At 63.2% G+C, this 26725-nt stretch carries 28 protein-coding genes; 8 read left to right on the top strand and 20 right to left on the bottom strand.

Annotated elements, in window-relative coordinates; genetic code table 11:
* Positions 1–85 precede the first annotated feature (85 nt).
* The gene (ald, locus tag FDP28_RS14320; RefSeq protein ID WP_144662122.1) at positions 86–1204 is read left to right on the top strand and encodes an alanine dehydrogenase; all 1119 of its coding nucleotides are present in this window, start codon (positions 86–88) and stop codon (positions 1202–1204) included.
* Between the two features lie 120 nt (positions 1205–1324).
* Here ald and FDP28_RS14315 read toward each other — a convergent pair whose 3' ends face one another.
* From FDP28_RS14315 to FDP28_RS14265, 12 genes are all read right to left on the bottom strand, one after another.
* A complete protein-coding gene (locus FDP28_RS14315) occupies positions 1325–2086 on the bottom strand; it encodes a hypothetical protein (protein ID WP_144662120.1) in 762 nt (253 codons plus the stop codon).
* Entirely contained in the window at positions 2083–2634 is a 552-nt protein-coding gene (locus FDP28_RS14310; RefSeq protein WP_144662118.1) for an RNA polymerase sigma factor, read from the bottom strand. Before FDP28_RS14310 ends, FDP28_RS14315 begins: the two co-directional genes overlap by 4 nt.
* Before the next feature lie 88 nt (positions 2635–2722).
* Positions 2723–3427 (bottom strand): hypothetical protein, encoded by a 705-nt coding sequence (locus FDP28_RS14305; protein WP_144662116.1) that lies wholly within the window; start codon positions 3425–3427, stop codon positions 2723–2725.
* Between the two features lie 117 nt (positions 3428–3544).
* Complete coding sequence (locus FDP28_RS14300) at positions 3545–4615, bottom strand: Gfo/Idh/MocA family protein (protein WP_144662114.1); 1071 nt, start codon at positions 4613–4615, stop codon at positions 3545–3547.
* Positions 4616–4629: 14 nt separating this feature from the next.
* Positions 4630–4887 (bottom strand): type II toxin-antitoxin system RelE family toxin, encoded by a 258-nt coding sequence (locus FDP28_RS14295; RefSeq protein WP_144662113.1) that lies wholly within the window; start codon positions 4885–4887, stop codon positions 4630–4632.
* Positions 4884–5153, bottom strand: coding sequence for a type II toxin-antitoxin system Phd/YefM family antitoxin (locus FDP28_RS14290; RefSeq protein WP_144662112.1), 270 nt, complete (start codon positions 5151–5153; stop codon positions 4884–4886). The genes FDP28_RS14295 and FDP28_RS14290 overlap by 4 nt, the downstream gene beginning before the upstream one ends.
* A gap of 240 nt (positions 5154–5393) precedes the next feature.
* On the bottom strand, positions 5394–7121 hold the full coding sequence (locus FDP28_RS14285) for an ABC transporter family substrate-binding protein (protein ID WP_144662111.1): 1728 nt from the start codon (positions 7119–7121) through the stop codon (positions 5394–5396).
* A gap of 79 nt (positions 7122–7200) precedes the next feature.
* Positions 7201–9366, bottom strand: a complete 2166-nt coding sequence (locus FDP28_RS14280; RefSeq protein WP_144662110.1) for a dipeptide ABC transporter ATP-binding protein — start codon at positions 9364–9366, stop codon at positions 7201–7203.
* Positions 9363–10331: an ABC transporter permease gene (locus tag FDP28_RS14275; protein WP_144662109.1), complete on the bottom strand. Its 969-nt coding sequence runs from the start codon at positions 10329–10331 to the stop codon at positions 9363–9365. The genes FDP28_RS14280 and FDP28_RS14275 overlap by 4 nt, the downstream gene beginning before the upstream one ends.
* Entirely contained in the window at positions 10331–11314 is a 984-nt protein-coding gene (locus FDP28_RS14270; RefSeq protein ID WP_144662108.1) for an ABC transporter permease, read from the bottom strand. The genes FDP28_RS14275 and FDP28_RS14270 overlap by 1 nt, the downstream gene beginning before the upstream one ends.
* A 31-nt stretch (positions 11315–11345) precedes the next feature.
* Positions 11346–11468, bottom strand: a complete 123-nt coding sequence (locus FDP28_RS20820) for a hypothetical protein (protein ID WP_260842478.1) — start codon at positions 11466–11468, stop codon at positions 11346–11348.
* A gap of 158 nt (positions 11469–11626) precedes the next feature.
* On the bottom strand, positions 11627–12241 hold the full coding sequence (locus FDP28_RS14265; RefSeq protein WP_144662107.1) for a TetR/AcrR family transcriptional regulator: 615 nt from the start codon (positions 12239–12241) through the stop codon (positions 11627–11629).
* Positions 12242–12364: 123 nt separating this feature from the next.
* Between FDP28_RS14265 and FDP28_RS14260 the strand changes: the two genes are divergently transcribed.
* The 3 genes from FDP28_RS14260 to FDP28_RS14250 all read left to right on the top strand — a co-directional run bounded on the left by FDP28_RS14260 (position 12365) and on the right by FDP28_RS14250 (position 14571).
* The gene (locus tag FDP28_RS14260) at positions 12365–12934 is read left to right on the top strand and encodes an NAD(P)H-dependent oxidoreductase (protein WP_144662106.1); all 570 of its coding nucleotides are present in this window, start codon (positions 12365–12367) and stop codon (positions 12932–12934) included.
* 199 nt (positions 12935–13133) lie between these two features.
* Positions 13134–13946 (top strand): GerMN domain-containing protein, encoded by an 813-nt coding sequence (locus tag FDP28_RS14255; protein WP_144662105.1) that lies wholly within the window; start codon positions 13134–13136, stop codon positions 13944–13946.
* 34 nt (positions 13947–13980) lie between these two features.
* Complete coding sequence (locus tag FDP28_RS14250; RefSeq protein WP_144662104.1) at positions 13981–14571, top strand: GNAT family N-acetyltransferase; 591 nt, start codon at positions 13981–13983, stop codon at positions 14569–14571.
* A gap of 142 nt (positions 14572–14713) precedes the next feature.
* Here FDP28_RS14250 and FDP28_RS14245 read toward each other — a convergent pair whose 3' ends face one another.
* From FDP28_RS14245 to FDP28_RS14235, 3 genes are all read right to left on the bottom strand, one after another.
* Positions 14714–15253, bottom strand: coding sequence for a hypothetical protein (locus FDP28_RS14245; protein WP_144662103.1), 540 nt, complete (start codon positions 15251–15253; stop codon positions 14714–14716).
* Entirely contained in the window at positions 15234–16253 is a 1020-nt protein-coding gene (locus tag FDP28_RS14240) for a hypothetical protein (protein ID WP_144662102.1), read from the bottom strand. Before FDP28_RS14240 ends, FDP28_RS14245 begins: the two co-directional genes overlap by 20 nt.
* Before the next feature lie 92 nt (positions 16254–16345).
* Positions 16346–17194, bottom strand: coding sequence for an isocitrate lyase/PEP mutase family protein (locus tag FDP28_RS14235; RefSeq protein WP_144662101.1), 849 nt, complete (start codon positions 17192–17194; stop codon positions 16346–16348).
* A gap of 110 nt (positions 17195–17304) precedes the next feature.
* Here FDP28_RS14235 and FDP28_RS14230 point away from each other — a divergent pair, with 110 nt between their 5' ends.
* The 3 genes from FDP28_RS14230 to FDP28_RS14220 all read left to right on the top strand — a co-directional run bounded on the left by FDP28_RS14230 (position 17305) and on the right by FDP28_RS14220 (position 19521).
* On the top strand, positions 17305–18612 hold the full coding sequence (locus FDP28_RS14230; protein ID WP_144662100.1) for an aminotransferase-like domain-containing protein: 1308 nt from the start codon (positions 17305–17307) through the stop codon (positions 18610–18612).
* Positions 18609–19037 (top strand): universal stress protein, encoded by a 429-nt coding sequence (locus FDP28_RS14225; RefSeq protein WP_144662099.1) that lies wholly within the window; start codon positions 18609–18611, stop codon positions 19035–19037. The genes FDP28_RS14230 and FDP28_RS14225 overlap by 4 nt, the downstream gene beginning before the upstream one ends.
* A 172-nt stretch (positions 19038–19209) precedes the next feature.
* Complete coding sequence (locus FDP28_RS14220) at positions 19210–19521, top strand: hypothetical protein (RefSeq protein ID WP_144662318.1); 312 nt, start codon at positions 19210–19212, stop codon at positions 19519–19521.
* Here FDP28_RS14220 and FDP28_RS14215 read toward each other — a convergent pair.
* Entirely contained in the window at positions 19518–20867 is a 1350-nt protein-coding gene (locus FDP28_RS14215) for an APC family permease (protein ID WP_144662098.1), read from the bottom strand. The two genes, FDP28_RS14220 and FDP28_RS14215, sit on opposite strands and share 4 nt — an antisense overlap.
* A gap of 206 nt (positions 20868–21073) precedes the next feature.
* Between FDP28_RS14215 and FDP28_RS14210 the strand changes: the two genes are divergently transcribed.
* Positions 21074–22165: an amidohydrolase gene (locus tag FDP28_RS14210; protein WP_144662097.1), complete on the top strand. Its 1092-nt coding sequence runs from the start codon at positions 21074–21076 to the stop codon at positions 22163–22165.
* A 12-nt stretch (positions 22166–22177) separates the two neighbouring features.
* Here the strand turns inward: FDP28_RS14210 and FDP28_RS14205 are convergent, their stop codons facing one another.
* Genes FDP28_RS14205 through pdhA form a run of 4 tightly spaced genes read right to left on the bottom strand, consistent with a single transcriptional unit; the run spans position 22178 to position 26576 of the window.
* Complete coding sequence (locus FDP28_RS14205) at positions 22178–22774, bottom strand: phosphatase PAP2 family protein (RefSeq protein ID WP_144662317.1); 597 nt, start codon at positions 22772–22774, stop codon at positions 22178–22180.
* A 37-nt stretch (positions 22775–22811) separates the two neighbouring features.
* Complete coding sequence (locus FDP28_RS14200; RefSeq protein WP_144662096.1) at positions 22812–24344, bottom strand: dihydrolipoamide acetyltransferase family protein; 1533 nt, start codon at positions 24342–24344, stop codon at positions 22812–22814.
* Positions 24345–24402: 58 nt separating this feature from the next.
* Positions 24403–25383, bottom strand: coding sequence for an alpha-ketoacid dehydrogenase subunit beta (locus FDP28_RS14195; protein ID WP_144662095.1), 981 nt, complete (start codon positions 25381–25383; stop codon positions 24403–24405).
* Positions 25383–26576, bottom strand: a complete 1194-nt coding sequence (gene pdhA / locus FDP28_RS14190) for a pyruvate dehydrogenase (acetyl-transferring) E1 component subunit alpha (RefSeq protein ID WP_144662094.1) — start codon at positions 26574–26576, stop codon at positions 25383–25385. Before pdhA ends, FDP28_RS14195 begins: the two co-directional genes overlap by 1 nt.
* Positions 26577–26725: the final 149 nt, after the last annotated feature.

Raw genomic sequence — 26725 nt, 5'->3', positions numbered from 1 at the left:
GCCTGCCTCACAGCCGGATTTATTCTGGAATCACAGCCCGCAGTACATATTCGGCCGAACAGGCCGCTAACGATGGAGCCAGCAAATGATCATCGGCGTCCCCAAAGAAATCAAGAACAACGAGTTCCGCGTAGCCATCACGGCCGCCGGTGTCCACGAGTTCCGCACCCACGGACACACCGTTCTGGTTGAGCGAGGCGCAGGCCTGGGCTCGGGCATCACCGACGAGGAATACTCGATCGCCGGCGCAGAAATCGTCAACGAAGCCGATGACGTCTGGGGCCGCGCCGACATGGTCATGAAGGTCAAGGAGCCCATCGCGGCCGAGTACCACCGCTTCCGCAAGGGCCTCATCCTCTTCACCTACCTCCACCTCGCCGCAGAGCCCGAGCTCACCGCCGAGCTCATCAACTCCGGCGTCACCGCCATCGCCTACGAGACCGTGCAGGAAGGCCGCGCACTTCCGCTGCTGGCTCCGATGTCCGAGGTCGCGGGCCGCTTGTCCGTGGTTGTGGGCGCTTCCTCCCTGATGGCTCCGGCCGGTGGCAAGGGCGTTCTCCTGGGCGGCGTACCGGGCGTGCGCCCGGCCAAGGTTGTTGTACTGGGCGCTGGCGTTGCAGGAACCAACGCCGCCGCCATGGCGCTGGGCCTCGGTGCGGATGTCACCATCATGGACATCAACATCAACCGGCTGCGCGAACTCGATGCCCTCTACCAGGGCCGCCTGAAGACCGTTGCCTCCAACGCCTACGAGATCGAGAAGTCAGTCATCGACGCAGATCTCGTAATCGGCTCCGTCCTGATCCCGGGCGCCAAGGCTCCCAAGCTGGTCACCAACGATCTCGTGTCTCGCATGAAGCCGGGCTCGGTCCTGGTGGACATCGCCGTGGACCAGGGCGGTTGCTTCGAAGACACGCACCCCACCACCCACCAGGAACCGACGTACAAGGTCCACAACTCGATCTTCTACTGCGTTGCCAACATGCCTGGCGCTGTTCCGAACACCTCCACGTACGCACTGACCAACGTCACCCTGCGCTACGCCGTGGCACTGGCCAACCTGGGCGTCAAGGCCGCTTTCGACCGCGACCCCGCCCTGGCTGCCGGCCTCAACATCGCTGCAGGCCATGTGGCACACCACTCCGTTTCCGAGGCGCACAACCTGCCCTTGGTCAACGACTGGCACAGCCTGGTTTCCGCCTAGCACGCCAACCACGACGGCGGGGTCCGGCTTCCATACGAAGCCGCACCCCGCCGTCGTGGTTTAAACCGCACCGAGTTGGCAGTTAATGACAATGTTGCTGCCGAACATTGTCATTAAGTGTCACTTCGCGGGCAGTGTGGGAAGCTCCGGAACCGGGATGTCCGAGGGGCGGAGCTTTGAGGGATCCAGCTTGGAAGGATCAAGGTCCGGGGGTGTGACGGGCAGCGACGGAGCCGGAGGGAGGATGCCCTTGCCCGGATCGGTGCCCGGACCTTTGGGGGCCTGGGACTGACCGTGGCCCGGGGTGGTCTGCGGATCGGTGTGGGGCGCCCCGGCAGGGTTCGTGGGAGCCGCCGGGGCAGGAGTGGGCTGGTTCGGAACAACGGCCGGCTGGCTTTCCTGGCGGGAAGGGCCCTGTACCGGCGTCGTACCTTCGGGCACCGGGGCCTGGGGAGCGTTGCCCGAGCCGGGGCTCAACTGTGAAACCACCGAGCCGATGGCCGCGCCGACGTGCTGGAAGGCTCCCGGAATCCCGCCTTCGGAGGCTGCTGCCGCTGTCGCACCTCCTGCCAGCGATGCCGCAACGACAAGACCGACGACGGCGGCGCGCCCCTTCTTCCTGCGGCGTGCGGCCAGTTCATCCACAGGAGCAGCCTGCTGCGTCGCCTCAACAGCGACGGCGGGCATCAACTCCGTGGCCGCGGGCACACCCACCATCAGTGCGCGGATAGCGTCCGAGGGCATCGGTGCGGTGTTGGCCAGGGAACGCAGTTCGAGAAGTTCAGTGCGCAGGGCGGAGTTGTCCTCCATCCCGGCGTCCGCGAGCAGGGAGTCGATGGCCTGCTGGTCGTTCCGCCGACGCGGTGCGGTGTTTTCACTCATGATGTGCCGTTCCTTAGTAGCGCACGTTTCTTCAGTGCGCCCAATGCCCTGCGCTGCAGTTGTTTCACGGCACCCTGGGACTTGCCCATGATGTCCGCTGTTTCTTCCACCGACAGGTCGGCGACGACCCTCAGTGCCAGGACCTCCTGGTAATCCTCGGCGAGGTCCTCCAAAAGTTCCGTTACCCCCAGGCCGGAAGCCCTGCCGAATGCCTGCTCTTCAGCCGATGGAGAGCGGCGGGCATCGAAGTCAGGTTCGTACGGCGTGGAGTCGGGGGTGCGTTCACGCTTGCGGTAATGGTCCACCAGACGGGCGTGCGCGATGGTGAACAGCAAGGTCTTGGCACCCTGCAGCCCGCCGTGGAGTGAGTCCAGCTTGGGGTACAGGGCAAGGAAGACATCCTGGGTTACGGCTTCGGGATCGTCCACGCCGCGGGCTTTGAGGTAACCGAAAACCGGCCCGGAAAAAGCGTTGTAGGCAGCCGTAAAGAGCAGGGCGGGATCATCGTGATCCGCCTGCACGTATTCGTCAGCCAAGGGTTCAAGCACCCGTGGACGCCTCCATCCCGCGTTATGTGGCAGGGCTCCTTGTCATCAAGCCAAGGAGCCCTGCCTTTAAACCGTAACCGCTGCTTGCTTAGCGGACGGAATCGACGGGTGCACCGTTGACTGCCGGAACCTCAGTGGGAACCTGGGTAGGCAGCGACGGCACGGCCGGGACGGCAGGGACTGCCGGAACCGCGGGCGTCGACGGAACAGCGGGAACTGCCGGAACCGCCGGGGTGGCCGGAAGTTCGGACTTTACTGAAGCGTCAGCGTTGGCGTCAGCCTTGGCGTCGCCGTCAGCCTTCAAGCCTGCAGCCTTGCCGGCTTCCACGACTGCGGTGCAGTGTGCCTCGACGTTGGCTTCGCCACCGGCGGCAATGGCCAGGGACTTGAAACCGGCAACCTTGGTGTCAGCCTTGAGGCCACCGTTGAGGAAGGAGTTGCAAAGACCAAAAGCTTCCGGCGACGTAGCGTCTTCCACGGCAGCCTTGGCGTCGTTGACGGCGTCGGTTGCCTTCGCCTTTCCGGCCTCGGCTGCGTCTTCTGCGGTTGCCTTGGCGGTGTCGACGGCGTCGGTTGCCTTCGCCTTGGCGGTTTCGGCGGCGGCGGTGGCTTCAGCCGTCTTCTGCTCGGCGATGGGGGCAGGGGCACCCACGACGTCGTGCGCGGTCTGCTGGATTTCAGTGGGAAGGGCGCCATTGAAGGCAGCGACGCCGGTTCCGCCGACAGCTACAGCTCCGGCAGCCAGGACGCCTGCGGCGACTTTGCTGGTGGCAAGGACAGTGAACAAGGACATAAAACCCTCCGACAAACGATTTTGGGGATTGCCCCGGCAGCTGTTGGGTGGCTGCCGGATGATCAGCGTGCGGGCGTGGCCCGTACTCCCCCTACATCGCTGGGGAACCCGTGGAGGTTACGCCTTTCCCAAAAAATGTTTTGAAGCCAGCGCCCGGGCCTGTTCAATCAGCCTCAGGACCGCTACCGGGCCGGCCGAATCCACAGGTACCGGGCGCGCGGACGACGCGCCGCCGTCGTCGAGCTTTTCCGCCAGAAGACGGTAAAACTCCGGGTAGGCGCCGCGCTCGGTGGGGACGGTTCTGCGTTCGCCGTCCAGCTGGAGCGTGCCATGGTTTTCTTCAGGCTCGACGCCGTACTGCGGGTCCGTGGGCAGGCCTCCTCCCAGCACAAAGGGCTCTTGCGGATCGGTGCCGAACTTCACGAAGCCGCCCTCGGTGCCGAGGATACGGAAGCGTGGACCGTGGAGGTGGCTGTTGAGGTTGATGGTGGCGTGCGTGATCACACCGGAATCGTGCCGGAGGGCGAGGAAAACGTCGTCGTCGGCGTTCTCCTGGGGGCGTCTTGCGGTGATTTCGGCATAGGTGACAGTGGCCGGGCCGAAGAAGCGGAGCGCGAGGTCCAGGACGTGCGTGCCGAGGTCGAACAGGACCCCGCCGCCCTCTTCCGCTGTGGCACTGGCCTTCCACGCCTTGGCGATCTCCGGCGCCCAACGCTCCATGCCGATCTCGAACCGGGTTACGGCACCCAGCGTCCCGGCGTCGAGCAGTTTCTGCACGGTAAGTGCATCGCCGTCCCAGCGCCGGTTCTGGTAGACGGTGAGGACCCGCCTTTCCTTCGCAGCCAAGGCCATCAGTTCCTCGCCTTGGCTGCTGTGGATCACGAAGGGCTTGTCCACGACGACGTCGAGTCCGGCTTCCAGCGCGGCTTTCGCGAGCGGGTAGTGGGTTGCCGGCGGTGTGCCGAGGACGATGAGGTCCAGCTCGTCTTTGAGCGCGAGGATGTCCCCGGGCGTGTTGACGATCTTCGCCTGTGGGTAGCGGTCTTTGGCTTTCGCCTGCCGTGCCGGGTCCGAGGTTGCGATGATGCTCAGCTCGTAGGCCGGGTTGGCTTCGATGAACGGCGCATGGAAGACGCTGCCGGAGAGCCCAAAGCCTGCGACGGCGGTACGGATCGGCTGTGAAGTCATGCCCCAAGGCTAGATCAGTAGACCTCGCGGCGGTGGGCAGCCCGGAAAATGATGACGACGAGTTCGCCGTCGTGGATCTCGTAGAGGACCCTGTAGTCCCCGATGCGGATCCGCCAGGCGTTCGACTCCGCGGAGAGCTTCTTCACACCGTCAGGGCGGGGGTTGGTTTCAAGTTCGACGATGGCCAGCAGCACTTTGCGGCGAACAGGCGGCTCCAGTTTTCGGATCTGCTTGGCGGCCGCCGTGCTGAACTCGACCCGGTATTGGCTCACCGAGCGATTCCGTTTTCCTCCAGAAGGTCATCCAGACTCACTCGGGCACCATCATCTTCCGCTTTGGCGGCATGAAGGGCCCTAAGATCCGCCTCATTTTCGAGACGTTCCAGCCGCTCAAGATCCTCAGCACTGATGAGCACCGCAGCAACCTTGCCTCGACGGGTGATGCTGATCCGTTCATGGCCGTAGGCGGCGCGGTTGATCGTGTCTGAAAGGTGAACACGGAGGTCAGCAACACTCACGACGTAGTCTGCGATACCCATGTTTCCAGACTACGCGCTTCTGTCCATTATGTACATCTCGTACGTTATGTACATAGCGTTGCGATTCCGGGAAGCAGGGGATGTGAGCGAGGGTGGGCGGGAAGCACGGGGGATGTGAGCGAGCGTCCCCGGGAAGCGCGGGGGATGTGAGCGAGGGTGGACGGCGAAGGCCGGGAATCCCACCGAACCGTTCAACGGGTTCGGGAGATTCCCGGCCTTCAGGAAACTACAGCGGGAAGGCTACTTCTTGGCGCCCTTTTCCCAGCCGATGGTGGTCCAGTCCGGAACGTTGGAGTTGCTCTTGAACAGGGACGGGCCGTAGTTGGCCAGGCCCTTGTGCACGAACTGGATCTCCGGGCCGTTGAGGACGGTTCCCATGGAGAAGTACTTCTCCATGTGCTTCTTCTCAACCTCCATGGCGGCCTTGTTGCGCTCGGTGTCATCTGCGATGGTCGCCAGGCGCTTGATCTCGGCGTCGAGCTCGGCGTCACCAAGGCCGTTCTCGTTGGTGGTGGAGTCGTAGTACTGCTTGACCGCATCCGTTGCGTCCGCACCCACGGTGTAACCGGAGATAGTCACATCGAAGTCGCGGGTTCCAACAACCTTGCCGAAGTCGGCGTCACCGCGCTGATCGATGGTCACGTCCATGCCGGCGGCCTTGAGCTGGTTCTGCAGGGTCTGCGAGGTGGCAGCGGTGGTGGGGTCATCGCCGAAGTTGGTGATCTTGAAGGCAACAGGAACACCGTCCTTCGCCATGATGCCCTTATCGTTGGGCGCGTAACCGGCGTCGGTCAGGACCTTCTTGGCGGCATCCGCCCCACTGTCCTTCACGGGGTAGTTGTCCTGGTAGTACTGGGAGAACGGCATAAGCATCATCGAGCCCGAGCTTTCTTCCGACCAGTTCAGGCCGTTGAAGCGGACGTCGCGGATGGCTTTACGGTCGACGGCGGTGAAGATCGCCTTGCGCACGGCCACGTCAGTCAGCGCCGGCTTCTTGGCGTTGAGGTTCAGGCCGCCGGCGAAGAGGCGCTGGCCGCGGCGGACGTCGGCATCCTTGGTGCCTTCGAGCTGCTTGTAGCGTCCCAGGGTACGTCCGCTGGTGGCGTCGATTTCACCGTTCTTGAAAGCAGCGATGGTTGCGCTCGGTTCCATCTGGCGCCAGATGACCTTTTCCAGAACCGGCTTCTGGCCCCACCACTTGTCGTTGGGAACCATGGTGACGGTCTTCGCCGTCGTGTCGTACTTCTCCACCTTGAACGGTCCGGCCATCCACTCGGGGTGCATCTCCCCGGCGAAGCCCTTGTTGAAGATGTCAGCGGTGTTGATGGCCGGGTGGATCAGGCCGAAGAACAGGCTTTCCAGCGGGTAGACAGGCTGGGTGGTGGTGACGATGACTTCCTTGTCGTTGGCACCGGCCTTGACCGAATCCACGAAGGCATAGGCGCCCGCGGTGACGATGTCAATGGCCTTGTCCTCGCCCTTGAGCATGTTCCACGTGTTCTGGAAGGTCTTGACGTCGATCGGAGTTCCGTCGTTCCAGGTCGCCTTGTCGTTGACCTTGATGGTGATGGTCTGCTTGCCATCCTTGACTTCGCTCTTGACGTCCTCGCAGAAGTCCTTGTTGGGTGAAGCCTTGCCATCGAAGTCGAGCTTCCAGCAACCGCCAATGCCGCCACTGCTCATGCCGACAGGGTTGACCGGAGTCAGCAGAGCGGAGGTGTCCGCGCTGTTGCCCACATTGGAGTTGTTGTTGAAGTCCGGGCCAATACTGCCCACAGCGAGGGTAACCGTGCCACCCTGCTCCAGGTCCTTGGCTTCCTTGGCGTTGACGCTGATCAGCTTGCTGATGTCGCCGCCTGCTTCTTCGGCCTTCTGGGAGGCCGGACCCGACGGCGTTCCCCCGCCGCAAGCGGTCAGCATCAGCGCTGCTGCCAGTGCTACGCCGCCGATCGTCGTGTACTTCTTCATGGTGTGCCCTTCATGTTTACGACTGGAAAATCATTTGCGAGTTTGAGACCAGGGATTTATTCAAATGAGTCATGTGTTGTCAGGCATGCACCACCAGCATGTCGGCATCAATTTCTCCATCCGGGAAGAAGCAGGCAAAGTCCTGTTCTCCTTCCTTCCCGGAAGCCAGTGGCGGCTCCAGAGTAAGGCACTTCTCCTGCTTTTCGGCAGGCAGTGCGGCGAACACCGGGCAACGCGTAGCAAAGTTGCAGCCCTTCGGGGCGTCGAGGGGGCTGGGAAGATCGCCCTGCAGAATGATGCGTTCGCGGGTGCGTTCCACCTCGGGATCCGGCACCGGGATCGCGGACAGCAGCGCCCTGGTGTACGGGTGGCGTGGATTGTCGAAGACGTCGTCCACGTGGCCCGTCTCCACGATTTTGCCCAGGTACATCACGGCAACCCGGTCCGAAATGTGGCGGACTACCGAGAGGTCGTGCGCCACCATGAGGTAGCTGAGGCCAAGTTCGGCCCGCAGCTTGTCCAGCAGGTTGATCACACCGGCCTGCACGGACACGTCGAGGGCCGAGACGGGTTCGTCCAGGACCACGAGCTTGGGATTGACGGCGAGCGCCCGGGCAATGCCGATGCGTTGGCGCTGCCCACCGGAGAACTGGTTGGGGAAGCGGTTGACGTGGTCCGGCTGCAGGCCCACCAGCTTCATGAGCTCCATGATCCGTTTGCGGACGGCAGCCTTGGGCATGCCCAGGTTCTCCAGCGGTTCGGCCAGGACCTCGTACACGGTGAAGCGCGGGTCCAGGGCGCCGGTGGGGTCCTGGAACACCATCTGCATTTCTTTGCGCATGGCCATGGTGGTCTTGTGGTCGGTGGCTGCCTTGTTGCTGACGCCGCCGATGACAACCTCCCCCACCTGGTCCGGGTGGAACTCCATGATCTCCAGGAGCGTGGTGGTCTTGCCGCAGCCGGACTCGCCCACGATCGAGACGCACTCACCCTCGCGGATGTCGAAACTCAGCCCGTCCACGGCCTTGACCGTGCCGATGCGCCGCTTGATCAGGGCGCCCTTGAGAAGCGGGAAGTGCTTCTTGACGTCCTTGAGTTCCAGGACCTTTGCGCGCTCGAGGCGGGGGACGCCGTCGAACTTCGATACCGGCTTGGCCGGCGCGTGGAAGATCTTGTGCGCGTCGGCATCGCCGGAAAGTTCATCGGCCTTGATGCAGGCCGCCTTGTGGCCGAGCGTTTGGTCCGCAGAGCCCGGCACGGGAATCAGTTCGGGTTCGCCGTGCAGGCAGGCATCGCTGACCATGGGGCAACGTGCTGCGAAGGAGCACCCGAGAACGGGCAATGCCAGGTTGGGCGGTGTCCCTTCGATCGGCACCAGCGACTGCTTCTCCGAGGAGTCCACGCGGGGCACGGCGCCGAGCAGGCCCAGCGTGTAGGGCATCCGCGGGTTGTAGTAGATGTCCTCCACTGTGCCGGTCTCCACGGGCTTGCCCGCGTACATGACCATGATGTCGTCCGCCATGCCCGCCACGACGCCGAGGTCGTGCGTAATCATGACGACGGCGGCACCGGTCTCCTCCTGAGCGGTGTGCAGGACTTCCAGCACCTGCGCCTGGATGGTGACGTCCAGCGCCGTCGTGGGTTCATCGGCGATGAGCACCCGCGGATCGTTGGCGATCGCGATGGCGATCATGACGCGCTGGCGCATGCCGCCGGAAAATTCGTGCGGGAAAGCCTTGAGCCGGTCCTTGGGGCTCGGGATGCCCACCATCCGCAAAAGTTCGACGGCGCGGGCTTCTTTGGCCTGCTTGCTCATGGTGGGGTTGTGTACCGTGAGGGCCTCGATGATCTGGTTGCCCACCGTGTACACGGGTGTCAGGGAGGACAGCGGGTCCTGGAACACCATGGCGATGTCGTTGCCCCGGTGCTTGCACATGGCCTTGTCACCCAGGCCCAGGAGTTCCTTGCCCTTGAAGCGCACCGAGCCGCTGATGTCCGCTGTTTCGGGGAGCAGGCCCATGATGGCCATCGAGGTGACGGACTTGCCGGAGCCGGACTCACCCACGATGCCCAGCGTCTTGCCCGGCATGAGGTCGAAGTCGACGCCCCGGACAGCATGGACCACGCCGTTCTCGGAGTTGAAGCGGACGTTGAGGTCGCGGACGCTCAGGACGGCGTCCCCGGGGGCGTAGAGTCCGGCGTCGCGGAGGCGCTCGGCGGGGTTCTGGGAGGTGTTGGTGCTCATTTGTTGGTCACCTTCGTGGTCTTGGTCTTCGTCTTCGCCCGGCCGATCGAGCTGGAGCTGGGGTCGAAGGCGTCGCGGAGGCCGTCGTTCATCATGGCCAGCGAACCGGTCAGGAAGAACATCACGATCAGCGGTACCCAGAACATCCAGGGGAAGGAGGACACCTGGCCCGTCGCCTGGCCAATGAGGACGCCGAGGCTGACGTCCGGAAGCTTGATGCCGATGCCAATGAAGGAGAAGGCAACCTCGGCAAGAATGGCACCGGTAATACCCCGGGTGAAGTCGAGGACCAGCAGGGAGCCGATGTTTGGAACCAGGTGTCGCCAAACGATCCTGCGGGAAGGCACACCCATGTACTTGGCGGCTTTGACGTAATCACGCTGCATGAGGGACATGGACAGCGAGCGCACCAGGCGTGCGGTGCCCATCCAGCTGAAGAACAGCAGCACAACCACCAGCAGCAGCCAGCTGGGAAGGCTCTTGAGCCCTCCGCTGCCGCTGGTCGCCACGGCAACCACCAGGATGGCGGGCATCATGATGAGTGCTTCGAGAATGAACAGCATGGTGGCATCCACCTTGCCGCCAAAGAACGCCATGGTGCAGCCGTAGACGGCGGAGATCAGCACGGACAGGCCGCCCACGATGAGGCCAATGAGGATCGAGGTCCTGGTTCCATCGACTATGAGCGCCATGAGGTCGATGCCGGCCTGCGTGGTGCCCAGAAGGTGGTCCGGGGACGGTGGCATGCCGATGTTGAGGGGATCGATGGTCTCCTTGTCCCACGGCGTCAGGAACCCGCCGAAGACGGAGAACAGGAACAGCGCCAGGAAGATGAACAAGCCGGCGACGGCGGTCCGGTTCCGCATGAAGCGACGGAAGATGATGCGGGACTTGCCGATCACGACGTCCTGGTCGGCTACCCGTGTCTCATCGATTTCGGCGATCGGGTCAATGATGTTTGTCATTACTGGACCCTCACTCGCGGATCGACCAGGGTGGTGGCGAAGTCGGCCAGGATGGCGCCGATGGCGAAGATGACCGAACCGTAGGCCAGGGTGGCCGTGGCGACGTTGACGTCCTGCAGGCCGATGGACTGGATGCTCCAAAGGCCGATCCCCGGCCAGGCGAAGATCGCCTCGGCGAAGAAGCCGCCCGTGAAGATGGCCGGGATGGTGAAAGCGATGCTCTGGGCAACGGGAATGAAGGAGACGCGCAGGGCGTGCTTCCTGATGGCCTGGTTGCGGGTCAGCCCCTTGGCCCTCGCGGTGCGGACGAAGTCGGCATTGACGTTGTCCAGCAGGTATTGCCGCTGGGCAATCTGGTAGCCCGCCCAACCGAAGATGGTCATCGCAAAGGTGGGCACGGCGTAGTGGGCCACAAGGTCAACGAAAGCCGGCCAACCCGGGTCTATTCCCGGCGTCGAAATTCCTGTCACGAAGAAAATGCGCTCGCCAACGGCCTCATTGACGCTGATGGCGCCGAGCTGGACCAGGAAATAGGCGATGGGCGCTGGGAGGATATGGACCAGGTAGCTGTAGGACGTGATGACGCGGTCCTGGAACTTGTACTGGCGTGCTGCGGAGTAGACACCCAGGGCCACGCCGATGATCAGCGTCAGGATGATCGAGGCGATGAAGAGCCGGGTGGAGACCATGACGCGGTCCGCAAATTCTGCGTTGACGTAGGCGCCGTTCGGGCTGCGGCCCCAGTCCCAGCGGGTCACGATGCCGCCCAGCCATTCGACGTAGCGCTCCCAGGGGTTCTTGTCCGGGTCGAGCCCGAGGCCACGGAACGATGCGGCGACTTGCTCCGGCGTTGGCCGCGGGATTTTTTCCTGCTCCAGGACGGCCGGCTTGAGGGAGGACACTGCCAGGAAATATCCGGCGCTTGTGGTCAGGAAGATCATGATCAGGTAGATGCCCGATCTCTTCAGCAGATATTTCAGCATGTCGGGTGGCTGCCCCGAATCGTGGCAAAACTCAAAGCTCGTCCTTCCGCGGTTCCCGGCTGTGGCCGGCGTCAGCTGCGAATTGGCGCAGCGGGTGGTTTGGCTCCCCCAGCGCCTCTTCAGTGATCACCGGGCCATATATGGCATGGGTCACATTCAAGAGGAAACTACCACAATAAGTGCTTCACGTTTTGCTTCGACGACGCCACTTTAAGGCCTGCAGCCAGATTGTTATGTGCAGCTTGCGTCACGAAATGGACGACGGCGGCACTTATGCGCCGCTGCCAGGCGCCAGGGCGGCGGGACCCGGGGCTATTTGCCGCCCAAGAGCCTCGTGATGAGCTCGCCCCAGGAATCGGTGAGTCGTCGTGGTGAAATCCCCCGCGCCCGGACATCGTCAACGATCCGTTCCGGGTCCAACGCGTAGGTCAGCGACATGGCCATGACCCAAGGATCCGCAATGCCGGCCTCCCGCAGCAGAACTTCCATGTGCCGGTGCGAAAGCTTCGTCGCCGGGACATCGAATCTGTTGCGGGTGGCAGCACCGGCCGCCTTGAGCAATTCGCCGTTTTCCAGCACGAAATAGATCCGGCCCTCGCCAAATGCCACGAGGCGATCCTTCGGCGAAGCGCCCGGACCTAATGGTGGCGGCCCGAACATGAAGGCCCGTTGGAAGTCCGACTCCGCGTCGCTCAACAGGGTCATCATGAGGCCCGCCCTGCTGCCGAAGCGCCGGAAGACTGTCCCCTTGCCCACCTTGGCTTTGCACGCGAGGGCGTCCATGGTCAGCGCGTCTGCACCGAACTCATCCACCAGTTCCCGGGCAGCGCACAGCAGGCGCTCGCGGTTCCGCGCGGCGTCGCTGCGCTCATGCGGCAGCCCTGGCGTCCCCAATGGCGCGTCAGGCTGGAGGGGGATGAAGCTCACAAGAAACATAATAGACCCGGGAATAGAAACCGGACCGTAGTCCGTTTAGTATCGGTGAAGGCTCCAAAGCCCCACAAACCGCAGGCCGGATACCCTCAGCCCGGCCCGACACAAGGAGACACCATGTCCAAGAGCACCGTCCTCACCCTCGTCGGCAGCCTGCGTGCCGATTCCCACAACAAGAAGCTCGCCGAAGCCATCCAGCTGAACGCCCCGGAGAACGTAGAAGTCCAGATCCACGACTCCCTGGGCAACATCCCCTTCTACAACGAAGACATCGACGTCGAAGGCCAGGTTCCCGCCGAAGCCGCCGCCCTCCGCGAGGCAGCTTCAGCCGCCGACACCATCCTCCTGGTCACCCCCGAGCACAACGGCACCGTCCCGGCATCGCTGAAGAACGCCATCGACTGGCTGTCCCGTCCGTTCGGCGCCGGCGCCCTGTCCGGTAAGCCGACCGCCGTCGTCGGAACCGCCTTCGGCCAGTACGGCGGCGTCTGGGCCCAGGACGAGGCCCGTAAGGCCGTCGGCATCGCCGGTGCCAAGGTCCTCGAGGACGTCAAGCTGGCCGTCCCGGGTTCCATGATCCGCTTTGCTGAACTGCACCCGAAGGACGACGCCGAGGTCGTTGAGCAGATCAAGGGCATCTTCGAGCCGCTGACTGCCGTGCAGGATGACGAAGAAGCAGCAGCCTAGTCATTCACCGGATTGATGCCCCCTCCCGCAGTCCGCGGGACGGGGGCATTTTCCGTTCTGCCTGCTCCGTTCAGTGCGGCTGGCACCTGGGGCGTGACCAACTCTTGTCCGAACCGTCACCGTAGCGGCATGTTGTGTGGCGCCGTACCGTCCTAACGTTGGACGTACAGGTGGACGGGGACAGGAGCGCGGGGCTGTCATGCGTACCGGACGGGGAATCAAAAGCACGACGGCGATCGCGGCTGCCTGCCTCGCTTTGGGTGCTTGGGTGGCTGGCTGCACCACGGTTCCGGACGCCGCTCCCCTCCCGACGCTGAACTCCCCGCCTACGGTTTCCGTGCCCTCGCCGGCCTCGCCTTCGCTTGCTGCGTCATCGCCCGCGATTCCTTCCCCTGCGGCGCCGAGTATCCCCGCTGCGGGCATTCCCTCGGTCGCGGTTCCGGCTGAGCCTCCTGCCTCCCCGACTGTTGCTACGGCATCGTCGCCTGCCTCCGCGGGCACCGCCGGGCCGCGCGCGACGCAGCCGGTTCCCGTCGTCGAGCCTTCGCCGGAACCAGGCACCAGCGCCCCTGAGCCGAGCGCCACGGCCATGTTGGCCCCGGAGCTGGACGCCGACGGCCCCGCGGTCTACTACGTCGCAATCGACGACGGCGGTGCGCGCGGCGTGCGCTTCGGCTGCAACGACAGCCTGGTTCCCGTGCGCGGCGTTTCGGTTCCCGGCGATCCGCTGTCCGTGGCGCTGGGACGCTTGCTGGAAGCAGGCCTACCGGTGGACAGCGACGCTGCCCTCTACGATTCGTTGGCCGGTTCATCGCTGAGATTCCTGTCCGGCTACATGAATGGCTCCACTGCGGTGGTGAACCTCAGTGGATCCCTGCGCCCGTCCGGAGTGTGCGATATTCCACGCATCCAGGCCCAGCTGATCCACACGGTCGTGTCCGCCACGGGAGCTTCGCGGGCCGAGATCTACGTCAATGGCCGCACGCTCACGGAGGCGCTGAGCGTGCGGTGAAGGGGAGCCGCCGGGACGGGGCTAGGCTGGCGCCATGACCTTTGCGGAGCCAGCAACTTTGACCGGACGCCACGTAACTTTGGAACCCCTGGCCGAAGAACACCTCGACGGACTGTGCAAAGCCGTCGAGGACGGTCAGATGTGGAATACCTGGTACACGCGGATTCCTGCACCAGACCAGATGCTAAATGAGATCCACAAGCGGCTCGCACTGCAGGAAGCAGGGAGCATGGTGCCGTGGACCATCCGCCGGACGGATACAGGGGAAATCTGCGGGATGACCACCTTCTGCAACATCAGAGCCGACAACAGGCGGCTGGAAATCGGCTCCACCTGGCTCGCGAAGAGCGCACAACGGACTGCCATCAATACCGAAGCGAAGCTGCTTCTGCTCACCCGGGCGTTCGAAACCCTGAATTGCATAGCGGTTGAGTTCAGAACTCACTGGCACAACCAGGCATCACGCTCTGCCGTGGCCCGGTTGGGCGCCAAGCAGGACGGAATTCTGCGCAATCACGATCTGTGGCGTGATGGGACCATTCGGGACGTGGTGGTGTTTTCCATCATCGACAGCGAGTGGAAGACGGTAAAACTGTCGCTCCAAGAAAAGCTTGCCAGCAGGTAATCGTTCCTGGGCCGCTAATGCGTTCCTGGGCCGCTGCTGCGTTGTTGGGCCGCTGCTGCGTTGTTGGGCCGCAACGGAATTGCGGGGCGGCGACGGGCTTACTGCGCGGGGCCGGTGGCGGCTGTCCGTGGTCTGGCTGTCGCTAGGCCGTCGCAATGGCCAGCACCCGCCTCAGGGCCCAGGCTACGCGCAGCAAAGACAGCACCGCAGCAAAGGCCAGCACGAAGGCCACGGCCTCGGGGATCCACAGGCCGGTGGGCGCGTCTCCCTCAAGGACAACCGTGACCAGTGCTGCGATCACCAAAAGACCGAGCCCGGGAATGGCGAAGAGGAAGACCTCGCCGATCTGGCGTCGGTGGATAGCCGAAAGCCTTTCCAACGGCAGTTCCCGCTGGCCCGGGGCGGCCTTCTTTCCGAGCACGTTGATCAGCATGGAAACACTCGTCAGGGTGAGCCCGGCCGTAGCACCAGCCAACGTGGCGAGGGTTTGGAACAGGGTTCGCCGCGCCCCGGGATCCACATGTTCCAGCATCAGAGGTTGGCCTGCCACGGCAGCGATACCTGCCCAGAGCATGACCGCCAGGGCAGCCCAAAGATAGTCGGCCGTTGGATGCAACAGGAACCATCGCCACAAAGCGTTGCGCCGACCAGGGCGGTCAACATCAACCTCGTACAAGCTCATGACCGTCTCCGACGTGGGGTTCGCTGGCCGCAGCAAGAGCTGCGCGAACAGTGGCCATTCCTCCCGCGACGAGGTCCGGGACGAGGCCGGAATCGGCAGTTCCTTTGATGTCCGGCAGCGTCCTGGCGAAGAAGGCCTCGTTGTCACGCGCCTGTTTATTGAGGATGGCAATGGCTTCAGCGGCGGACTTCTGTGGATCATTGAAAGCATCCGGGTCAACCTCAATGTGCGAAATGAACCGTTCCTTCAGCAGATCCACTACTTCGCGGTCCCCCGTCAGGGAGTCCTTTCCCTCCGCCACGACGTAATCGAAATGTTCCACGGAGCCGGCCTGCCGGAACAGATCGATCAACCGTTGAATGCGCTCCCGGATCCGCCGCTTGTCATCGGCACTTCCGGCCCTGCCCACACTCAAGGAAATCCGGAAGGTTCCCTGGTCCATCAGGCGGGAGGCACTCTCCAGCACGTCAGCCCATTCCCCTTCCATGAGCTTTCCGGACAGGCGCTCTGCGGGCAGGGCGAACTCGAAACGGCTCACCTCCAGCCTGGTGAGGATTTCCTCGACATCCTCCCTCACTACCGGCACGAACGTCGGCTCCAGCCCCAGCATGCCCCCGAGGTACTCCCCCATCCGGGATGCCCGCGGACCGTTTCCACTGGTCAGCACTGCCATGACATTGCGTTTGAGGAAGGCGAAGTACGTGGTCTCCAACAGATGGTCACCCGGCGCCAAGGGAAGTGGCTTGCGACGGCCAAGGGCATCGCCAACACTGGGCAGATTGGCGTCCCGGACCCTGTCAAGAAGCAGCACAGGGCATGGCGAAATCGCGACCGGCTGGGCGATCATCACCGTCCCGTCAGCGCTGGTGAAGTGCCGGTCCGTTCCGGCGTCCTGGGCCTTCTTCAGAACTTCCGCCACGCGGCGCGCAGGAAACGGGCGGGTGAGCTCATCCCCGCTCAGCTGCTCGATCCGCCAGAACTGCACACTGCGCCGTGCCATGAAACCTCCCCTCGTCTTCCATGGTTCCCACGCTATCGGCGGGGTCGGACATTAAAGCCAGGTGCCGCCGTCGTGCATCATTTACTGACCCCTTACAGGCTGTACTTGGTGCCCTGCTCGAACAAGGCGTCCATTTCGCCGTGGCTGCGGGTACCGGCGAGGCCGGACCAGTTGCCGTCGCCGAGGATCTCGGTGGCCACGCGGGCGACTTTGGCGTAGGCCGCTTTGGCGGTGTTGCCGCCGATGCTGACCCGCCGGACGCCGGCGTCGTGCAGTTCCAAGGGCGACGGCGCCCCCACGCCCGCCAGCGCGTTGAGGGGAGCCTCTATCCGGCTGGAAAGCTCGTGCAGGACATGAAGGTCAACGACGCCGGGTACGAAGATTCCATCGGCTCCCGCGGTGACGTACGACTCGGCACGCTTGAGGGTTTCGTCGTAGGCCGAGTCCGTGAACTGGCCGGAGAGGTACGTATCGGTTCGGGCGTTGATGAACAGCGGGATTTCGCGCTCGTCGGCAACCAAACGGATGATGGCGATCCTGCGTGACTGCTCTTCGATGTCCGTGAGCGGGTCCGTCGCCGAGTCCTCGATGTTGATCCCCACGGCGCCGGCGTCGAGGACTGCGTGGATGGTGGCGCGGAGCTCATCATCGGTTCGCCCGTAACCAGTCTCAATGTCCGCCGTCACCGGCAAGGTGGTGGCCCCGGCGATCCGTCCCAGCGCGGCCATGGCCAGGCCCCACGGCACATGATCGCCGTCCCGGAAGCCCAGGCTCCAGGACACAGCCGAACTCGAGGTGGCGATCGCCGTCGCACCGGCTTCCTGGACCACACGCGCTGAGGCCGCGTCCCAGACATTCACCAACACCAAGGGAGTCGGTCCGGCGTCGTGGAGTTTGTGGAAGTGTTGGGCTTTGGTCACGGATCCCCGGTGTGCTGTCATAGCTACATTCCAACCGCTGCTGCCCTCGCCGTAAAGCATGGTCCGGAATATCCGGTGATGCCGAAAACAAATGTTGCCTCATTAGCAACATCGAGGAGTATCCTGTGACTGTGACCCACGAAACATTGGATGCCGGCGCAACGCTGCCCGCTGAAGCCATCGACGCCATTGAGCGGGCCGCCACGGCCGCTCACCCGCACGAGGAACTGTTCTCCGCGCGGGCCGCCAACATCAAGCAATCCGCTGTCAGGGATGTTTTTGACATTTCCATGCAGCCTGGGCTCGTCTCCTTGGCTGGAGGCAATCCCTATCTTCAGTCCCTTCCCCTGGAAAAGCTCGGCCAGACTGCCGCGCGGATCATCGCCGAAGAAGGCATGACCGCGTTGCAATACGGCGGTGGCCAGGGCACGGAGGAACTGCGGGCGCAGATCTGCGAAATCATGGCCGCCGAGGGAATCACCAACGCCCTTCCCGAGAACATCGTCATCACTGCGGGGTCCCAGTCAGCCCAGGACGTCGCCACCAAGGTCTTCTGCAACCCCGGCGACGTTGTGCTGGTCGAAAATCCCACCTACGTTGGCGCCCTGAACACGTTCGAGGCGTACCAAGTGCAGGTGGAACCGGTGGAAATGGACGACGACGGCCTGGTACCTGAGCTTCTTGCGGCCAGGATCGCGGCGCTCCAGTCAGAGGGCAAGAACATCAAGTTCCTCTACACGATCCCCAACTTCAACAACCCTTCCGGAATTACCTTGGCCGAAGAGCGCCGCCAACGGATCGTCGATATATGCCGTAGCGCGAATATTATTGTGCTGGAAGACAACCCCTACGGACTCCTGCGCTTTGATGGCCGCCCGATCACGCCCATGCGCGCGGACAACCCGGACGACGTGATCTACCTGGGCTCGTTCTCCAAGATCTTTGCTCCCGGGCTCCGCATCGGTTGGGCCCTCGTGCCCGCCCATCTGCAGAGGCGCTTTTACCTGGCGTCCGAAGCCGTAACGCTGTGCCCGCCACCTTTGAACCAGATGCTCGTCTCGGCCTATCTGCGCGACTTCGACTGGAAGGGCCAGATCGAGACGTACCGCACCTTGTACGCCGAGCGTTGCCAGGCACTGCTGTCCGCGCTCGATGAGCACATGCCCGCTGGCCTGACATGGACCAAGCCAGCCGGCGGTTTCTTCGTCTGGGTCACCCTGCCCGAGGGCGTGGATACGTACCCGTTGCTCGGAAAGGCGATCGACGCCGGCGTCGTCTTCATCCCGGGCGCAGCCTTCTCCCCCGCCGACGGCCCCTCCAACAAGCTGCGCCTGGCCTTCAGCGCCGTCCCGCCGGATACCATTGCCGAAGGCGTGCGACGCCTGGCGCCTGTCTTGGCCGAAGCCATCCAAGCCACCAGTGAAGGAGCAGCACGATGACCGGAGTTGTGATTGTCGGAGTCGACGGAAGCGAAACGGCGATGAGGGCTGCGCTGGCAGCGCAGCAGCTGGCCCTTGGGCTTGGCGCGAGCCTGCGCGTCGTCAGCGCCTTTGACAGCAACCGGACGGAAGTTGTGGAGATCGGCACGGACAAGTGGATCGTCTCCGATGCCGCTGAAGCCGAAACCGTAGCCCGCACCGTCGCTGAACGCCTCGCGCATGAGGGCCTTGAAGTGACCTACTCAGCTGCGCGCGGGAAACCGGGTGAAGCCTTGGTCAAGGAAGCTGAAGTGCAGGATGCCCGGCTGATCGTCGTGGGCAACCGCCGCATGCAGGGGCTGGGCCGGGTCCTTGGCAGTGTCGCCAATACCGTTGCCCACACCGCCCCTTGCGACGTCTACATTGCCAAGACAGACCAGCCGTAAAGCGAGCTGAATCACGCGGCCGGGTGGGGAGACTCACCCGGCAATTGGCGTCTTCCGGCCGAACCCCCTGAAGCAACCGTTATAAAATTGAGATGCCCCCAATGGCGTGCGCCACCTCCACATCTCACTTTCAGGGGAACATTTCTTGCTTACTTTGCAGCCGCGCCAGCGCGTGGGCCACGACATCCTGCTCGCCCGTCACGGCAACAACATCAGCACCATGCGCTACGACCGCGCCAACAACCGCATCGTTGCAATGCTCGACGACGGCTCCTGGGACAGCGCCCCCAACATGATCACCCCGGGCCTGGAGATGCCCGAAACCATTGGCAGCGTGTTCCGCAAAGACTGGCGCTTCCTCTCCGTGGCGTGCGTAGCCATGATCACGGTCGCTGCGGTAGCCATGGGCATCAGCGTGGAGCTGGCCAACAACATGTCGACCACCGAACTCCAGGCATTGCTGGTCAACTACCCGGCGTTCTAGCCGAAGTCGAGGGTCTCCGGGCCGCCTGGGCGCCGACGGCGGGCCAGGAAAACGACGAGACCCACAACGAGCCATGCAGCACCCAGTAGGTACGTAAACCACGCCAAGGATGTCCATAGCCAGGCAACGGATGCGAACCCGAGGACAGGCAGAACCAGATTACGGGCGGTTCCCCGGAACCCTCGGCTGCGCAGGTCGAAGAACAGGACCTTGATCGTGGCAAGGTTCACCACCGCGAAGGCGATCAACGCTCCGAAGTTGATCATGTAGACCGCTTGTTCGAGCGTGATGAACAACGCCACCAGCGACACCGCGGAAACCAGCAGGGCCGCGACAAAGGGCGTACGGAAGCGCGGCTGGAGCTTTGCAAGTACCCCGGGCAGGATGCGGTCCCTGCCCATGGCGTAGATGACCCGACTGACGCTCATTTGGGCCGCCGTGCCGCAGAGCACCAGGCCGGCAAGGTTCACCAGCACGAACACCACCATCAGGACATCTCCCCCGGCACGCTGCATGAGTTCGGTCCCTGCGGCGTCGAGATTCGCAATCGACCGCCAATCCGGGGCGATCAGGCTTCCCGCCACTGAAAACAACGTGTAGCCCAAGCCCGCGAAAAGCGTGGACAAGATAATGCCCCGCGGAACGTCCCGCTTGGGATGGCGCGTTTCCTCCGAGAGTGTGGAAACGCCGTCAAACCCCAGAAAAGCAAAGGCGACGATAGCGGCGGCGGCCATAACGGGTGCGATCCCGCCCGCCCCGGGAGTCAAGGGCCGAGCGAGGCTTTCCATCGAGAGTTCCGGGGCATTGAGGATAGCCAGAACAACAAACGCGAGGATGACCAGCACTGATGCGCCCACCACGACGAGATTCATCTTCTTGATCCACCCGACGCCGATCACACTGAAGAGCCCAACGACCAGCAGACACACAAGGACTGCCAGCTGGGGCGGTATGCCGGGCACCAGACTGTTGAGATAAAGGCCGAACAACAGGAAGTTCACCATCGGCAGGAACAAGTAGTCCAGCATCATGGCCCACCCCACCAGGAAGCCGATCGGCTTGCCGAAGGCACTGGATGCATACGCATAAGCCCCGCCGGTCACGGGAACATGCCGTGCCATCTGGCCATAGCTGTGCGCGGTAAACAGCATGGCGACCAGGGCAGCGACGTAGGCAGCAGGCAGATGACCGTCACTGATCTCGGTTCCAGCCCCGTACACCGCCACCACGGACAAAATGCCCATGGAGGTCAGGCCAAAGGCAACCAGCGACGGCAGTCCTAGAACGCGCCTCAGTGCAGGTTCCGTCGTCGGAGCCTCCGGGGCGGCTGTTGGGGTGTGGTACATGGCGCCTCCTTGATGCGATACGCATCACATAAATGAATGGTGTTCATTAGATTAGGGTGTCGGGTGCCCGATGTACATACTTTGGTATTCCAAAATTATGCTCTTTGCTGCAGGTGGTGGAAACGATGGGCGACCAGGCTGGCTCCCAGCCGCTTCGCCCGCTGCGTTTGTCGCTTTGGTATACCATCAAGGCAGAAGGGACACCGATGACTGAACTCTTGCCACTCAACCCAACCAATGCAGATCCCAACAATGGTCAGCCCATCCTGCATACGCCGGGCTTCGTGGATGCGCATATCCATCCCGACAAGACCTCTTGGGGTACTCCCTGGCTGTCCAGGCAAACAGCGCACAGCCTCGGGGACTTCATAGTCAATGACCTGCGCACACAGCTCGCTTTCCAGACCACCGTTGAGGAACGCGCTCTTGCCCTCATGAAGCAGGCCGTCATGAATGGGACCATGGCGATGCGCGCCCATGTGGACATTGCTCCCCAGATCGGCCTGCGTAACGTCCATGGAGTGCGGGCTGCGGCCGAACAACTGGCCGCCTACCTGGATGTACAGATCGTTGCGTTTCCGCAGTTCGGCCTGCTCAGCAACCCGGGCACACTGGAACTCATGGAAGCCTCCCTGGCTGAGGGGGCGGACCTTGTGGGCGGGATTGATCCCCTGTCACTGGACGGGAACCTGGCGGGTCATCTGGACGCCGTCTTTGGACTCGCAGGCAAATACGGAAGGGATCTGGACATACACCTTCACGACGGCGGACAGGGGGGCCTTTCCCAAATCCGGACGATCGCCGAACGCACCGTGGCGGAAGGAATGCAGGGGCGGGTCACCATCGGCCACGGCTTTGCGCTCTGCGAGGGCTCGCAAGCGGAACTTGGGGCAACGCTTGACGCAATGGCAACCGCCGGGATGTGGATGGCGACCTGTGCCCTTGGAGCCGACCCCGTCCCGGCCCTGGATCTTTTGGAAAAGCACGGTGTTCGGGTCGCCCTGGGGTCTGACGGCGTTCGCGATGCCTGGTCGCCGTTCGGGTCCGGAAGCATGATGGACCGCGCACACCTGCTCGGTTACCGGACTGGAGCCATGACTGACACGGAATTGGAGAGGTGCTTCCGGATCGCAACGGCTGCCGGGGCGGAACTTGTTGGATCGGCGGCAGTTGCAGGATACTCCGGACCCGGGTGCGCCGACCGGCTGGAATTCGCTGCCCACTCAATACCTCAGTTGGTGGTGGACCGGCCTTCACCGCTCAAGGTGGTCCGGGCAGGTCAGGCTGTGGCCTTGTGAACCCGTCCCCTTCTACAGCATCCACTCCCGCAGGAGCCACCACAGTCCGGCGATGACGATGCCACCAAACAAGGACCCTGCGATGACCTGACCCAGGGTGTGGGCGCGAAGGACCAAACGGGACCAGCCCACCGCCGGGACGAGGACGAACAGGGGAAGCCACGCCGGTCCGAACATGAGGACGGCGATGACGACCGCGGCCGCGAGGGCGGAGGCGTGCCCGCTCATCTTCCAGAAAGCGCTGACGACGGCCAAAACCGCGATCCCGGCGATCAGCGCGATGATCATCACCGAGACGCTCACAGGCCCGCCGATCAACTGCAGCACCAACCATCCGGTCACCACGGAGACCAGAGCCATCAAGAGCAGCGCCGGCCGCTGCCTCCGGTCGCTGACATGATGGTCCGAAATCCGGCCCAGCTTCACCATCACCAGCACGTAGGCCAGCGGAAGTACGCAAACGAAGAAGGCTCCCAGCAAGCCGAACCACATGGTCCCCGGAAATCCGGGTTCTATTGCCGGGCTTATCAGCAACAGGACCAGGACAACGACCGGTGGCTGGAAAACCTCAGTCAGAATGCGGGCAAAGGTTCGCCAGGGACCTGTCAGCAGCTGCGGAGGCGTGTGTACCGGTTCTGCCTTCTGGTCAATCAAGCAACAGTGCCGGTTCTTCGAGAATGGCCGCGACATCTGCCATGAAGCGTGCCGACAAGTCGCCGTCCACCACGCGGTGGTCGAAGGAACCACCCAGGGTGGTGATCCACCGCGGAATTACTTCGCCGTCCAGTACCCACGGCTTCTGCTTGATGGTTCCAAACGCAATGATGGCCACCTCGCCCGGATTAATGATCGGCGTGCCCGTATCAATGCCCAGGGCGCCGATGTTGGTGATGGTCAAGGTTCCGCCCTGCATCTCGGCAGGCTGAGTCTTACCCGCCCGGGCCTTGGTAGCCAGCTCATTAAGTGCCAGCGCCAGCTCCTTGAGGGAAAGGTCCTGTGCATCCTTGATGTTGGGAACCATGAGCCCGCGCGGGGTTGCTGCTGCGATGCCCAGATTCATGAAGTGCTTGATCTGGATCTCGGCGCCACCCTTGCCATCAGCATCTTCCACCCATGTGGCGTTGACGCTGGGGTTGCGGGCTGCCGCCCAAATGACCGCCTTGGCGAGGATAAGCAGCGGCGAGATCTTGATGCCCTCGAAATCGCGGGAAACCTTCAGGCGCTTGACGAACTCCATGGTCCGGCTGGCATCGACATCCACGAAAATGCTCACGTGGGGCGCCGAAAACGCTGAGTCCACCATTGCCTTGGCGGTCGCTTTACGCACGCCCTTGACCGGAACGCGCTCCACCCGCTGGTCCTGCGGCTTCCTTGAGGCGCCCCAGAAAGTGTCGGCCTGATCGTGCTCAGCATCGCGCTGGGCCTGGTAGCTCACCAGGTCCTCCCGGGTCACCTCACCCCGTTGCCCGGTAGCGACAACGTCAGCGAGGTCGATGCCAAGATCCCGGGCGAACTTGCGCACCGGCGGCTTCGCCAAAACCTTGTTGACCAGACCACTGATGGTGCCGCTGATAGCGGCACCGCGGGTCGCTGCCGGCTGCTGCACCGCCGGGGACGGCACCTGCTGTGCAGGCTCGACGACGGCGCGTGCCGCCGTCGGACGATGCGGGACGGGTGTTTCGGCTGCTTTTGCCGCCAGAACCGCTTGGTTGTCCTGGACGGCACCTTCGGCGTTTTCGGCGACGCCGGCGGCCTCAACGACTGCGCCGGTTGGCCGTTTGCGGGCACGGCGTTTGACGGCGTCGGCCTTGGGTCCGGAACCCACCAATGGACCGCCGGCCGGCTGCTCCCCGGCCTCCGCCGTGAGCTTGCCGTAGACGGGGGTGAAGGTTTCTTCCGCTCCGGGAGCCTCCGGTGCGGTGCCGTTGACGCCTTCCTGGCCCTCCGAAACGGCGATGATCGCCGTGCCCACCTCCACGGTGATGCCTTCCTCGACCAGCAACTCGGTGACCGTGCCGGCAAACGGGGACGGCAACTCAACGAGCGACTTGGCGGTCTCGATCTCGCAGAGGACGTCGTTGATGGCAACGGTGTCGCCCGGCTTGACCTTCCAGGCAACTACCTCGGCCTCGGTCAGGCCTTCTCCGACATCCGGCAGGTTGAATTTCTTTACAGTCACAGTGGTCCTCGATTTCCGGTTACCAGGCAGAGATGCCGGGCAGGATCAGGGCAGGTTTTCAGTAGGCCAGGGAGCGGTCCAGGGCTTCGAGGATCTTGTCGATGTCCGGCAAGTAGTCCTCCTCCACCTTGGCGACCGGGTAGGGCATGTGGAAGCCGCCCACACGGATTACCGGGGCTTCGAGGTGCAGGAACGCCCGCTCGCTGATGCGTGCCGCGATCTCACCGCCGATCCCGCCGAAGGTTGGGGCCTCGTGGGCGACAATCAACCTGCCGGTCTTCTTGACCGAAGCTTCCACCGTGTCGAAATCCAAGGGGGAGATGGAACGGAGGTCGATGACCTCGATGCTTCGTCCGTCCTCCGTGGCAGCGTTTGCTGCCGCCAACGCGACGGGCACCAACGGGCCGTACGCCACGATGGTGGCGTCGGTACCTTCACGGACGACGTGGGCCTTGAACGGGTCCTCGGAAAGACCCGGGCTCTCGACGTCGACCTCGCCCTTGAGCCAATACCGGCGCTTTGGTTCGAAGAAGATCACCGGGTCCTTGCACTCCACGGCCTTCTGGATCATCCAGTAAGCGTCATGGGCGTTGGAAGGGCTGATGATGCGCAGGCCCGCGGTGTGGGCAAAGAGTGCTTCCGGCGACTCTGAGTGGTGCTCGATGGAGCCGATCCCTCCGCCGTACGGAATTCGGATGACAACAGGAACAGTCAGCTTGCCCAGGCTCCGGGCATGGATTTTTGCAAGCTGGGTGGTGATCTGGTTGAAAGCCGGGTAGACGAAGCCGTCGAACTGGATCTCACACACTGGCGAGTATCCCCGCAGGGCAAGTCCGATGGCAGTGCCCACGATGCCGGACTCAGCCAGTGGGGTGTCAAGGACGCGGTCGTCGCCGAATTCCTTGATGAGGCCATCAGTAACCCGGTAAACGCCACCCAGGTGGCCGATATCCTCACCCATCAGGAGCGACTTGGGGTTCTTCGTCAACGTTGCGCGGAGACCCTCGTTGATGGCCTTGGCGATGGTCATTGTTGCCATCAGTTGGATGCCTCCTGGTCGCTCTCGAAGCCGGCCGAGTACTCCTCGAACCAGGCCAATTCCTCTGCAATCAGCGGATGCTGCTCGGCGTAGACGCTGGCAAACGCCTGGCGGATGTCCGGGACTTCCAGCCCGTGCGTGGTGCTGCGAACGTACTTGGCCAGTTCGTCGCCTTCGGCCTTGACCTGGTCGAAGAACGCATCGTCGGCGAGACCTTCGGCACGAAGGTATTTCTCCAAACGGTCCAGCGGATCCTTTTCCCGCCAAGCGGCTTCTTCGGCGGACTCCCTGTATTTGGTGGGGTCGTCGGCCGTGGTGTGTGCACCCACCCGGTAGGTGTATGCCTCAATCAGGACCGGGCCACGCCCTTCGCGGGCGTGCTCCAGGGCCCATTCGGTGACGGCATGGACGGCAATGACATCGTTGCCGTCCACCCGAATACCCGGGAAACCATAGCCCTTGGCACGGTTGGAGAGTGGAACCTTGGTCTGAACCTCGGTTGGTACGGAAATTGCCCAGTGGTTGTTTTGGCAGAAGAACACCACCGGTGCGTCATAGGAGGCAGCAAACACCATGGACTCATGGACGTCGCCTTCCGAGCTGGCGCCATCCCCGAAGTAGGCCATGACGGCGGCTTTGGGATCCGTTGAATCCGTGGCGGCCGCTGTTTTCTGGTCCCGTTGGACGCCCATGGCATAGCCCACGGCATGAAGCGTCTGCGCTGCGAGTACGAGTGTGTACAGGTGGAAATTGTTCTCGCGCGGATCCCATCCACCGTTGGACACCCCACGAAACTGCTTCAACAACTCTGCGAGGTCTACGTTCCGGACAAGGGCCACTCCGTGCTCACGGTACGTGGGGAAAATGTAGTCCTGCGGTTGGCTGGCGTGACCGGAGCCGATCTGGGCCGCTTCCTGGCCCGTCAGGGGGACCCACAAAGCGAGCTCGCCCTGGCGCTGGAGGGCGGTGGATTCCTGGTCGAAGCGACGGATCTTTGCCATGTCGGTGTAGAAAACACGGAGCTTTTCCGGATCAATTCGCTTGGCGTAGTCCGAGAAGATCGGGTCCGAGCCCAGCGTCCCGTCGGGTCCGAGCAACTGCACCATGTCCGTGGCTTCGCCTGGTGCGGCTGCCAACGCGGTGGTCGCCGCGAGAGAGTCTTCCGTCCCGGGGGGCAGTTGTGTCGAGCCCATTCCGTCTCCTTGCTTTGCCGTGGCTAACGCCGGGCAATGTCTGTCGCTGGGATATATGCCCGTTCCGGAATGCATTCCGGAACGGGCATACTTTTGGCTTTCGTCCCTTACTTTATCGGCAGTAAGTTCGGATTCCGCATTTGTTAACC

Source organism: Paenarthrobacter nicotinovorans (genome assembly GCF_007670255.1).
GTDB classification, from domain to species: domain Bacteria; phylum Actinomycetota; class Actinomycetes; order Actinomycetales; family Micrococcaceae; genus Arthrobacter; species Arthrobacter nicotinovorans_B.
The sequence above is the reverse complement of the archived record's forward strand: the minus strand, read 5'-3'. Positions and strand labels throughout refer to the sequence as shown.

Bases quoted from the DNA above. Each gene is read 5' to 3' on its own strand.
- ald (WP_144662122.1), top strand. From the start codon at position 86: ATGATCATCGGCGTCCCCAAAGAAATCAAGAACAACGAGTTCCGCGTA.
- FDP28_RS14315 (WP_144662120.1), bottom strand. From the start codon at position 2,086: ATGAGTGAAAACACCGCACCGCGTCGGCGGAACGACCAGCAGGCCATC.
- FDP28_RS14305 (WP_144662116.1), bottom strand. From the start codon at position 3,427: ATGTCCTTGTTCACTGTCCTTGCCACCAGCAAAGTCGCCGCAGGCGTC.
- FDP28_RS14300 (WP_144662114.1), bottom strand. From the start codon at position 4,615: ATGACTTCACAGCCGATCCGTACCGCCGTCGCAGGCTTTGGGCTCTCC.
- FDP28_RS14290 (WP_144662112.1), bottom strand. From the start codon at position 5,153: ATGGGTATCGCAGACTACGTCGTGAGTGTTGCTGACCTCCGTGTTCAC.
- FDP28_RS14285 (WP_144662111.1), bottom strand. From the start codon at position 7,121: ATGAAGAAGTACACGACGATCGGCGGCGTAGCACTGGCAGCAGCGCTG.
- FDP28_RS14280 (WP_144662110.1), bottom strand. From the start codon at position 9,366: ATGAGCACCAACACCTCCCAGAACCCCGCCGAGCGCCTCCGCGACGCC.
- FDP28_RS14275 (WP_144662109.1), bottom strand. From the start codon at position 10,331: ATGACAAACATCATTGACCCGATCGCCGAAATCGATGAGACACGGGTA.
- FDP28_RS14270 (WP_144662108.1), bottom strand. From the start codon at position 11,314: ATGCTGAAATATCTGCTGAAGAGATCGGGCATCTACCTGATCATGATC.
- FDP28_RS14260 (WP_144662106.1), top strand. From the start codon at position 12,365: ATGTCCAAGAGCACCGTCCTCACCCTCGTCGGCAGCCTGCGTGCCGAT.
- FDP28_RS14255 (WP_144662105.1), top strand. From the start codon at position 13,134: ATGCGTACCGGACGGGGAATCAAAAGCACGACGGCGATCGCGGCTGCC.
- FDP28_RS14250 (WP_144662104.1), top strand. From the start codon at position 13,981: ATGACCTTTGCGGAGCCAGCAACTTTGACCGGACGCCACGTAACTTTG.
- FDP28_RS14245 (WP_144662103.1), bottom strand. From the start codon at position 15,253: ATGAGCTTGTACGAGGTTGATGTTGACCGCCCTGGTCGGCGCAACGCT.
- FDP28_RS14240 (WP_144662102.1), bottom strand. From the start codon at position 16,253: ATGGCACGGCGCAGTGTGCAGTTCTGGCGGATCGAGCAGCTGAGCGGG.
- FDP28_RS14235 (WP_144662101.1), bottom strand. From the start codon at position 17,194: ATGACAGCACACCGGGGATCCGTGACCAAAGCCCAACACTTCCACAAA.
- FDP28_RS14225 (WP_144662099.1), top strand. From the start codon at position 18,609: ATGACCGGAGTTGTGATTGTCGGAGTCGACGGAAGCGAAACGGCGATG.
- FDP28_RS14215 (WP_144662098.1), bottom strand. From the start codon at position 20,867: ATGTACCACACCCCAACAGCCGCCCCGGAGGCTCCGACGACGGAACCT.
- FDP28_RS14210 (WP_144662097.1), top strand. From the start codon at position 21,074: ATGACTGAACTCTTGCCACTCAACCCAACCAATGCAGATCCCAACAAT.
- FDP28_RS14195 (WP_144662095.1), bottom strand. From the start codon at position 25,383: ATGGCAACAATGACCATCGCCAAGGCCATCAACGAGGGTCTCCGCGCA.
- pdhA (WP_144662094.1), bottom strand. From the start codon at position 26,576: ATGGGCTCGACACAACTGCCCCCCGGGACGGAAGACTCTCTCGCGGCG.